The 9,709-nt window shown below is 71.7% G+C and carries 7 protein-coding genes; 4 read left to right on the forward strand and 3 right to left on the reverse strand.

Translation table 11 applies throughout. The features are described 5' to 3' along the window. The 3 genes from M4J07_RS44180 to M4J07_RS44190 all read right to left on the reverse strand — a co-directional run. On the reverse strand, positions 1–987 hold a 987-nt coding region (locus tag M4J07_RS44180), incomplete at its 3' end, for an ABC transporter permease (protein WP_255982307.1). Continuing rightward, positions 980–2,035, reverse strand: coding sequence for an ABC transporter permease (locus M4J07_RS44185; protein ID WP_255982309.1), 1,056 nt, complete (start codon positions 2,033–2,035; stop codon positions 980–982). The genes M4J07_RS44180 and M4J07_RS44185, both read right to left, overlap by 8 nt. 55 nt (positions 2,036–2,090) lie before the next feature. After that, entirely contained in the window at positions 2,091–3,602 is a 1,512-nt protein-coding gene (locus tag M4J07_RS44190) for a sugar ABC transporter ATP-binding protein (RefSeq protein ID WP_255982311.1), read from the reverse strand. Positions 3,603–3,995: 393 nt separating this feature from the next. Here M4J07_RS44190 and rhaI point away from each other — a divergent pair, with 393 nt between their 5' ends. The 4 genes from rhaI to M4J07_RS44210 all read left to right on the forward strand — a co-directional run. Next, positions 3,996–5,171 (forward strand): L-rhamnose isomerase, encoded by a 1,176-nt coding sequence (gene rhaI, locus M4J07_RS44195; protein WP_255982313.1) that lies wholly within the window; start codon positions 3,996–3,998, stop codon positions 5,169–5,171. Between the two features lie 61 nt (positions 5,172–5,232). Next, the gene (locus M4J07_RS44200) at positions 5,233–7,272 is read left to right on the forward strand and encodes a bifunctional aldolase/short-chain dehydrogenase (RefSeq protein WP_255982315.1); all 2,040 of its coding nucleotides are present in this window, start codon (positions 5,233–5,235) and stop codon (positions 7,270–7,272) included. Positions 7,273–7,443: 171 nt separating this feature from the next. After that, positions 7,444–8,886 carry a rhamnulokinase gene (locus M4J07_RS44205; RefSeq protein WP_255982317.1) on the forward strand — a complete coding sequence of 481 codons (1,443 nt, stop codon included), beginning with the start codon at positions 7,444–7,446 and terminating at the stop codon, positions 8,884–8,886. 71 nt (positions 8,887–8,957) lie between these two features. Continuing rightward, a partial coding sequence (locus M4J07_RS44210; protein ID WP_255982319.1) for a (Fe-S)-binding protein occupies positions 8,958–9,709 on the forward strand: 752 nt, incomplete at its 3' end.

Below are 9,709 nucleotides of genomic sequence, written 5' to 3' on the forward strand. Positions count from 1 at the left end.
GGCCCTGGCCTGGGCGATCTGCCGGCCGAGGCGCGGCGCGAGGACGGAGATCACGAGCAGCACGCCGGTGACGAGGATCTGCGACTGGGCGGAGACGTTGACGAGGCTCATCACGTTCTGCAGCGTGCCGAGCAGGAACACACCGGCGATCGCCCCGCCGAGGGTGCCCTTGCCGCCGTCGAAGTCGATGCCGCCGAGCAGCACGGCCGCGATGACGGAGAGTTCGAGGCCGGTGGCGTTGTCGTAGCGGGCGCTGGCGTAGTGCAGGGCCCAGAAGACACCGGTGAGGGCGGACAGCAGTCCGGTCGTCACGAACATCGACAGCCTGAGCCGCTTGACGCGGACGCCGGAGAACCGGGCGGCCTCCTCGCTGGCGCCGATCGCGAACAGCGAGCGGCCGAGCCGGGTGGCGTGCAGCACGACCACGGCGACGGCGAGCAGGATCACGAAGGGCAGCGCCGCGTACGGGACGAAGGTGTCGCCGAACCGGCCGGCCCCGAAGTCCAGGTACTGGGAGGGGAAGTCGGTGACGGAGTCGGAACCGAGGACGATCTGCGCGATGCCGCGGTAGGCGGCCATGGTGCCGATGGTGACGGCGAGGGAGGGCAGGCCGAGCCGGGTCACGAGGAGGCCGTTGACGAGACCGCAGACGAGGCCGAGGACGAGACAGATCGGGATGATCGTCTCGATGGCCATGCCGTTGTTCCACAGGGCGCCCATGACCGCGCCGGACAGGCCGGCCGTGGAGCCCACCGACAGGTCGACCTCGCCGGAGACGACGAGCATCGTCATCGGCAGCGCGATGAGCGCGATCGGCAGGGTGTTGCCGATCAGGAACGACAGGTTCAGGGCATTGCCGAAGTTGTCGACGAACGAGAACGAGCAGAGCAGCAGCACGATCAGCAGCGCGCCGACGGCGGTGTCCCAGCGGACCGCGTTCCTGAGGGATTCGGCCTTGCGGGAATCGGCCTTGAAGGTGTCAGGCATGGCGGGCGCTCCTCATCTGTGCGGCCTGCTTGCGCAGCACTGCGGCGACCCGCAGGGCCAGGATCCGGTCGACGGCGATGGCGAGCAGCAGCAGGATCCCGTTGATGGCGGTGACCCAGACGGAGCTGACGCCGATGGCGGGCAGCACGCTGTTGATGGAGGTCAGCAGCAGCGCGCCGAGCGCGGCGCCGTAGACGGTGCCGGAGCCGCCGGTGAAGGCGACGCCGCCGACGACGACGGCGCTGACGACGGTGAGTTCGTAGCCGTTGCCGGTGGCCGAGTCGACGTTGCCGAAGCGGGCCAGGTACAGGGCGCCGGCGAGTCCGGCGAGCGCGCCGCACAGCACGTAGGCGGTCATGATGCGCTTGCGGACCGGGACGCCGGCGAGATTGGCGGCCTCGGGGCTGGAGCCGAGCGCGTACATGTCGCGGCCGCTGCGGTAGCTGCGCAGGTAGTAGCCGACGCAGAGCAGGACGGCGACGGCGAGCAGGGCCAGGTAGGGGACGACCCAGAGGCCGTCGTGGCCGAAGTCGACGAAGCCGTCGGGCAGGTCGGCGGCGACGATCTGGTCCGAGCCGACCCAGATGGAGTCGATGCCGCGCACCACGTACAGGGTGCCGAGGGTGACGACGAGGGCGGGCACCTTGCCGAGGCTGACGAGCGCGCCGTTCAGCACGCCGAAGACAGCGCCGACGGCGACCGCGTACAGCACGGCGAGCACCGAACTGCCGCCGCCCTGGAGGTAGTTGCCCGCGGCGAAGGCGGAGATGCCGAGGACGGAGCCGACGGACAGGTCGACGTTGCGGGTGATGACGACGACGGCCTGGCCGGTGGCGACGAGTGCCAGGATGGTGGCGTTCAGGAGGAGGTCCTTGACGCCCTGCTCGGACAGGAACTCGGTGTTGGACAGCTCGGTGGCGAGCAGCATCACCACGAGCACGCCGGCCACGGCGAGCTCGCGCACCTTGAACACCTTGTCGAGCAGCCGCCGGCCTGCGGTGGGCTCGGGGACCGTGTCCTCGTGCACGGGTCGGGCGGTCACAGCCATGGAACCCTCGTTTCGGTGCGGGTGTTCAGGGGCGCGGGTCGGTGTCCGTCACGCATCACGCCACCCGCCCCGTGGCCGCGGCCATCACGGACTCCTCGGTCACCTCGGACCGGGGCAGCTCCGCCGTCACCCGCCCCTCGTGCATGACGAGGACCCGGTCGGCCATGCCGAGGATCTCCGGCAGGTCGGACGAGATCATCAGCACGGCGACCCCTTCGGCGGCCAGCGACGACAGCAACCGGTGCACCTCCGCCTTCGTCCCGACGTCGATGCCGCGCGTCGGCTCGTCGACGATGAGGACCTGCGGGCCCGTGGCGAGCCACTTGGCGAGCACGACCTTCTGCTGGTTGCCGCCGGACAGCGTGCCGACGACGTCGGCCAGCCGCGCGTACTTCACCTGGAGCTTCACGGACCAGTCGAGCGACCGGCTGCGCTCCGCCCTGCGGTTCATGAGCCCGGCGCGGGACGTGTCGGCGAACCCGGTCAAACCGATGTTCCGCTCGATAGACATGTCCATCACCAGGCCCTGGGCGCGCCGGTCCTCCGGTACGAGGGCCAGACCCGCGTGCATCGCGAGGCTCGGCGCGCCGGGCTTCAGCGTCCGGCCGAGCACCTCGACCTCACCGCCGTCGAACCGGTCGACCCCGAACACGGCCCGGGCGACCTCGCTGCGGCCCGCGCCCACGAGCCCCGCGAGGCCGACGATCTCGCCGCGCCGCACCTCGAAGGAGACGTCGGTGAAGACGCCTTCGCGGGTCAGCCTCCGTACGCTGAGGGCTACTTCACCGATCTCGGCGGCCTGCTTCGGGTAGAGCTCGTCCAGATCGCGGCCGACCATGCGGCGCACGAGGTCGTCCTCGGTCAGTCCGTCGAGCGGCTCGCTGGCCACCCAGGCGCCGTCGCGCAGCGTGGTGACGCGCTGGCACAGCCCGAAGATCTCCTCCAGGCGGTGCGAGATGAACAGGACGGCGGCGCCCTGCTCGCGCAGCGTCGTGACGACGCCGAAGAGGCGGGCCACCTCGCTGCCGGTCAGCGCGGCGGTCGGCTCGTCCATGATGAGGACGCGGGCGTCGAAGGAGAGCGCCTTGGCGATCTCGACGAGCTGCTGGTCGGCGATGGACAGGCCGCGGGCCGGCTGGTCCGGGTCGAGGTCGACGCCGAGCCGTGCGAACAGCGCGGCCGTGGCCTCCTTGACCGCGCGGTGGTCGACGCGGCCGAGCGAGCGGCGGGGCTGGCGGCCCATGAAGATGTTCTCGGCGATCGACAGGTCGGGGAAGAGCGTCGGCTCCTGGTAGATGACGGCGACGCCCGCGTCCCTGGCGTCGGCGGGTCCGTGGAACTCCACCGGCGCGCCGTCGAGGAGGACCGTCCCGGTGTCCGGCCTGTGCACCCCGGCGAGGGCCTTGATCAGGGTCGACTTGCCCGCGCCGTTCTCGCCGGCGAGAGCGTGCGCCTCGCCCGCGTACAGCCGCAGGGACACTCCGCGCAGGGCGCGCACGGCACCGAAGGACTTGCTCACCCCCTCCAGCGCGAGCACCGGAGTCGTCTCCGGTTCTGGATGCGTCATTGCATGTCTCCGTGAGTGTGCGGGGGTGGGCGGGGGCCGTGCGATACGCACAAATGCCGCTGCGGACGCCAGATGGATCATCCGGCGTGAAATGTTTCAGTGAAGTTGCCCGGAAGCTAGCCCTGCCGCTCGGGGGAGGTCAAGGGGCCGGAGTGGGCCCGATCCACCGAGGTGCTCCGGTTTGCGCGGTTCGCTCCGTCGATTCCTCACGTGAACTGCGAGGAAGGAGCCGGAAAGTGGGGCCCGGAGCAGGCAACAGCACGATTGCGTAACGCAGCCGTCCGCTGTCGCCCTCTGTCGGGCCCCTTGACTGCCCGATCGCCCGGGGTTAACTTCCCCAGCGAAGTGAATCGATTCACGCACGACTCGCGCACGACGCATTCAGAGGTGGACATGCCTGACATCGCTGCCGTGAAGGCCGCACTCGCCGACCAGCGGATCGAGACGCCGTCCTGGGGCTACGGCAACTCCGGCACCCGGTTCAAGGTGTTCGCCCAGGCCGGCGTGCCGCGCACGCCCCGGGAGAAGCTGGACGACGCGGCGAAGGTGCACGAGTTCACCGGCATCGCCCCGAAGGTGGCCCTGCACATCCCGTGGGACCGGCTCGACGCCTCCGACAGCTACGCGGACCTCGGCGCGTACGCGAAGGAGCGCGGCCTGGAGCTCGGCGCCATCAACTCCAACACCTTCCAGGACGACGACTACAAGCTCGGCAGCGTCTGTCACCCCGACCCGAAGGTGCGCCGCAAGGCCGTCGAGCACCTCCTCGAATGCGTCGACATCATGGACGCCACGGGGTCGAAGGACCTCAAGCTGTGGTTCGCCGACGGCACGAACTACCCGGGCCAGGACGACATCGTGGCCCGCCAGGACCGGCTGGCCGAGTCCCTCGCCACGGTCTACGAGCGGCTCGCCGACGACCAGCGGCTGCTCCTGGAGTACAAGTTCTTCGAGCCCGCCTTCTACTCGACGGACGTGCCGGACTGGGGCACCTCGTACCTGCAGTGCATGAAGCTGGGCGACAAGGCGCAGGTCGTGGTGGACACCGGGCACCACGCGCCGGGCACCAACATCGAGTTCATCGTGGCGCTGCTGCTGCGCGAGGGGAAGCTCGGCGGCTTCGACTTCAACTCCCGCTTCTACGCGGACGACGACCTGATGGTGGGCGCCGCCGATCCGTTCCAGCTGTTCCGGATCCTGCACGAGGTCGCCAAGAACGGCGGCTTCGCGCCGGAGACGAACGTGGCGTTCATGCTCGACCAGTGCCACAACATCGAGGCGAAGATCCCGGCCGTCATCCGCTCCGTGATGAACGTGCAGGAGGCCACGGCGAAGGCGCTGCTCGTCGACCGCGCGGCGCTGGCCGCCGCGCAGGCGGCGGGCGACGTGCTCACCGCGAACGCCGTGGTGATGGACGCCTACAACACCGATGTGCGGCCGCTGCTGGCCGACTGGCGCGAGGAGCGGGGGCTCGCGCCCGACCCGGTCGCGGCGTACGCGGCGTCGGGGTGGCAGGAGCGCATCGTGGCCGAGCGGGTGGGCGGGGAGCAGGCGGGGTGGGGCGCGTAGGCGGCTGCCCCGAACCCACCCCCGTCCCCGTACCCGTCATATCGAAGGACTGATTCTTCCCATGGCTACGCATCCCGAGGTCGACGCGCTGCTCGCGCGGTCCAACCGGCTCGGCGCCGACCCCCGCAACACCAACTACGCCGGCGGCAACACCTCCGCCAAGGGCTCCGCGACCGACCCGGTCACCGGCGGCGACGTCGAGCTGATGTGGGTGAAGGGGTCGGGCGGCGACCTCGGCACGCTGACGGAGGCCGGGCTCGCCGTGCTGCGGCTCGACCGGCTGCGCGCGCTCACCGACGTCTACCCGGGCGTGGAGCGCGAGGACGAGATGGTCGCCGCGTTCGACTACTGCCTGCACGGCAAGGGCGGCGCCGCGCCGTCCATCGACACGGCCATGCACGGCCTGGTGGACGCCGCGCACGTCGACCACCTGCACCCCGACTCGGGGATCGCGCTCGCCTGCGCCGCCGACGGGGAGAAGCTGACCGCCGAGTGCTTCGGCGAGCAGGTCGTGTGGGTGCCGTGGCGCCGTCCCGGTTTCCAGCTGGGCCTGGACATCGCCGCGATCAAGGCCGCGCACCCGGCGGCGGTCGGCTGCGTCCTGGGCGGCCACGGCATCACCGCGTGGGGCGACACCGCCGAGGAGTGCGAGCGCAACAGCCTCTTCATCATCCGCACGGCCGAGACGTTCCTCGCCGAGCGCGGCAGGGCCGAGCCGTTCGGCCCGGTCATCGAGGGGTACGCGGCCCTGGGCGAGGCCGAGCGCCGCGACCGCGCCGCCCGACTGGCGCCGCTGGTACGGGGGTTGGCCTCCGCCGACCGCCCGCAGGTCGGCCACTTCACCGACTCCGACGTCGTCCTCGACTTCCTGGCCCGGGCCGAGCACCCGCGCCTGGCCGCGCTCGGCACGTCCTGCCCGGACCACTTCCTGCGCACGAAGGTCCGCCCGCTCGTCCTGGACCTGCCGCCCACGGCCGAACTCGACGCCGTCGAGGCCCGGCTGAAGGAGCTGCACGCCGCCTACCGCGAGGAGTACGCGGCCTACTACGACCGGCACGCGGGCCCCGACTCCCCCGCGATGCGCGGCGCCGACCCTGCGATCGTGCTCGTCCCGGGCGTCGGCATGTTCTCGTTCGGCAAGGACAAGCAGACGGCACGCGTGGCGGGCGAGTTCTACGTCAACGCGATCAACGTGATGCGCGGCGCCGAGGCCGTCTCCACGTATGCGCCGATCGAGGAGTCGGAGAAGTTCCGCATCGAGTACTGGTCCCTGGAGGAGGCCAAGCTCCAGCGGATGCCGAGGCCGAAGCCGCTCGCCACCCGGGTGGCGCTGGTGACGGGAGCGGGCAGCGGCATCGGCAAGGCCATCGCCCACCGGCTGGTGGCGGAGGGCGCGTGCGTCGTCGTCGCCGACCTGAACGCGGAGAACGCCGCGGCCGTCGCCGAGGACCTGGGCGGCTCCGACAAGGCCGTCGCGGTGCCGGTCGACGTCACGTCGGAGGAGCAGATCGCCGCGGCGTTCCAGGCCGCCGCGCTCGCCTTCGGCGGTGTCGACCTGGTCGTCAACAACGCGGGCATCTCCATCTCGAAGCCGCTCCTGGAGACCACGGCCAGGGACTGGGACCTGCAGCACGACATCATGGCGCGCGGCTCCTTCCTCGTGTCCCGCGAGGCGGCCCGGGTGATGCGGGCGCAGGCCATGGGCGGCGACATCGTCTACATCGCGTCGAAGAACGCGGTGTTCGCCGGCCCCAACAATGTCGCCTACTCCGCGACCAAGGCCGACCAGGCCCACCAAGTACGGCTGCTCGCCGCCGAGTTGGGCGCCGACGGCATCCGCGTCAACGGCGTCAACCCGGACGGCGTGGTGCGCGGCTCGGGCATCTTCGCGGGCGGCTGGGGAGCGCAGCGCGCGGCGACGTACGGCATCGAGGAGGAGAAGCTCGGCGAGTTCTACGCCCAGCGCACCCTGCTCAAGCGCGAGGTGCTCCCCGAGCACGTCGCCAACGCCGTGTTCGCCCTGACCGGCGGCGACCTCACCCACACGACGGGCCTGCACGTCCCGGTGGACGCGGGCGTCGCGGCGGCGTTCCTGCGCTGACGACTCCCGGCGGGGTGCCGGGATCCACGGCACCCCGCCAGGAGCGATCGGCCGTGTCCCCCCGTGCGGCCCCGCCCCGCGAGCGCGACCAGCCACAACGAACGAGCACCCGCCGACGAACGAGCAACGGCCCACGGCGAGGAGGCACCCCGGCCGACCGAGGACCCATCCATGCCCACCACCCCGTACGCCGCCGTCGACCTGGGCGCCTCCAGCGGCCGGGTCATGACGGCCCACGTCACCCCGGCCGCGCTGACCCTCACGGAGTGCCACCGCTTCCCGAACCGCCCCGTCCGCACCCCCGACGGCCTCCACTGGGACATCCTCGCGCTGTACGCGGGGGTCCTGGACGGGCTGCGCAAGGCGGGCCAGGTCCGCTCCGTCGGCATCGACAGCTGGGCCGTCGACCACGGCCTCCTCGACACGGACGGCATCCTCCTCGGCAACCCGTACCACTACCGCGACGCCCGCACCGACCACGTCGCCGAGCAGGTCTGGGCCACCGTCCCGCAGGACGAGCTGTACGCGGCCACCGGCATCCAGTACGCCCCGTTCAACACCCTCTACCAGCTGGCGGCGGCCCGCGGCTCGGCCCAACTCGCCGCGGCGAAGACCCTGTTGCTCGTCCCCGACCTGCTCACCTACTGGCTGACGGGACGGCGCGGCACCGAACTGACCAACGCCTCCACCACCCAGCTCATCGACCCGGGCACCGGCGACTGGGCCCAGGACGTCGCGGCGCGCGCGGGCATCGACCTGACGCTCTTCCCGCCGCTGCGCCGCCCCGGCGACCCGGCCGGTGACCTGCTTCCGCACGTCCTCGACGAGACGGGGCTCACCGGTCCGGTCCCGGTGACGACGGTCGCCTCGCACGACACCGCGTCCGCCGTCGCCGCGGTCCCGGCCACCGAGGCGAACTTCGCGTACATCTGCACCGGCACCTGGTCCCTCGCGGGTCTAGAACTCGACGCCCCGGTCCGCTCGGCGGAGAGCCGCGCGGCGAACTTCACGAACGAGCTCGGCATCGACGGCACCGTCCGCTACCTGCGCAACATCATGGGTCTCTGGCTGCTCCAGGAGTGCCAACGAGCGTGGGGGGAGCCGGACGTGACCGCCCTGCTCGCCGGAGCGGCGGCGGCGCGGCCGCTGCGCAGCGTCGTCGACGCGGGCCACAGCGGTTTCCTGGCCCCCGGCGGCATGCCGGACCGGATCGCCGCCGCCTGCCGCGCCACCGGCCAGCCGGAGCCCCGCACCCGCGCCGAGACGACCCGCTGCATCCTGGACTCGCTCGCCCTGGCCCACCGCCGGGCGATCGCCGACGCGGCGCGCCTCGCGGACCGTCCGGTCGACGTCGTGCACGTCGTCGGCGGCGGCGCGCGCAACGCGCTGCTGTGCCAGCTCACCGCGGACGCCTGCGGTCTGCCGGTGGTGGCGGGCCCCGCGGAGGCCGCGGCGCTGGGCAACGTGCTCGTGCAGGCCCGCGCCGACGGCGTCGTCGGCGACCGGCGGGCGATGCGCCGACTGGTCTCCGACACCCAGCCGTTGACGCGCTACGAGCCGCGCGGCGACGCGTCGGCGTGGTCGGCCGCGGCCGATCGTGCCGCCACCCCGTGACCAGGACCGTTGTACGACGTACCCTGCACCCATCCGATGACCGAACCGTACCGACCAACGAAGGGGCCACGATGCGTGTCGCGCTCTTCCTGACGTGTGTCAACGACACGCTGTACCCGGACACGGGCCGTGCCGTGGTGAAACTCCTGACCAGACTGGGCGTGGAGGTGGACTTCCCCGCGGCCCAGACGTGTTGCGGGCAGGCCCACTACAACACCGGCTATCGGCACGAGGCCGAGCCGCTCGCCCGGCACTACTCCGATGTATTCGGTCCGGGGCTCGCCTCGGGTGAGTACGACGCCGTCATCACGCCGTCCGGTTCGTGCGCCGCGATGGTGCGCGAGCTGTATCCCAGGATGGGCGAGCGGGCCCGCGCCGAGGGCCGCGGCGACGGGCTCGCGACGACCCTCGCGCCGGTCGTCCCGAAGACGTACGAGCTGACCGAGTTCCTGGTCGACGTCCTGGGTGTGACCGATGTCGGCGCGTACTACCCGCACAAGGTCACCTACCACCCGACGTGTCACGGCCTGCGTTCCCTGGGGCTCGGCGACCGCCCCACCCAACTCCTCAGGGCGGTCAAGGGACTTGAGCTGGCCGAGCTGCCGGGGGCGCAGGAGTGCTGCGGCTTCGGCGGCACCTTCGCGGTGAAGAACTCCGACGTCTCGGCGGCGATGGGCACCGACAAGGTCCGCAACGCGGAGTCGACGGGCGCCGACACGCTCTGCGCCGCCGACAACTCGTGCCTCATGCACATCGGCGGCACCATGAGCCGGCTGCGGGTCGGCATGCGGCCCGTCCACATCGCGGAGATCCTGGCGAGCAC

The organism is Streptomyces longispororuber (assembly GCF_024448165.1).
Classification (GTDB): Bacteria; Actinomycetota; Actinomycetes; order Streptomycetales; family Streptomycetaceae; genus Streptomyces; species Streptomyces longispororuber_A.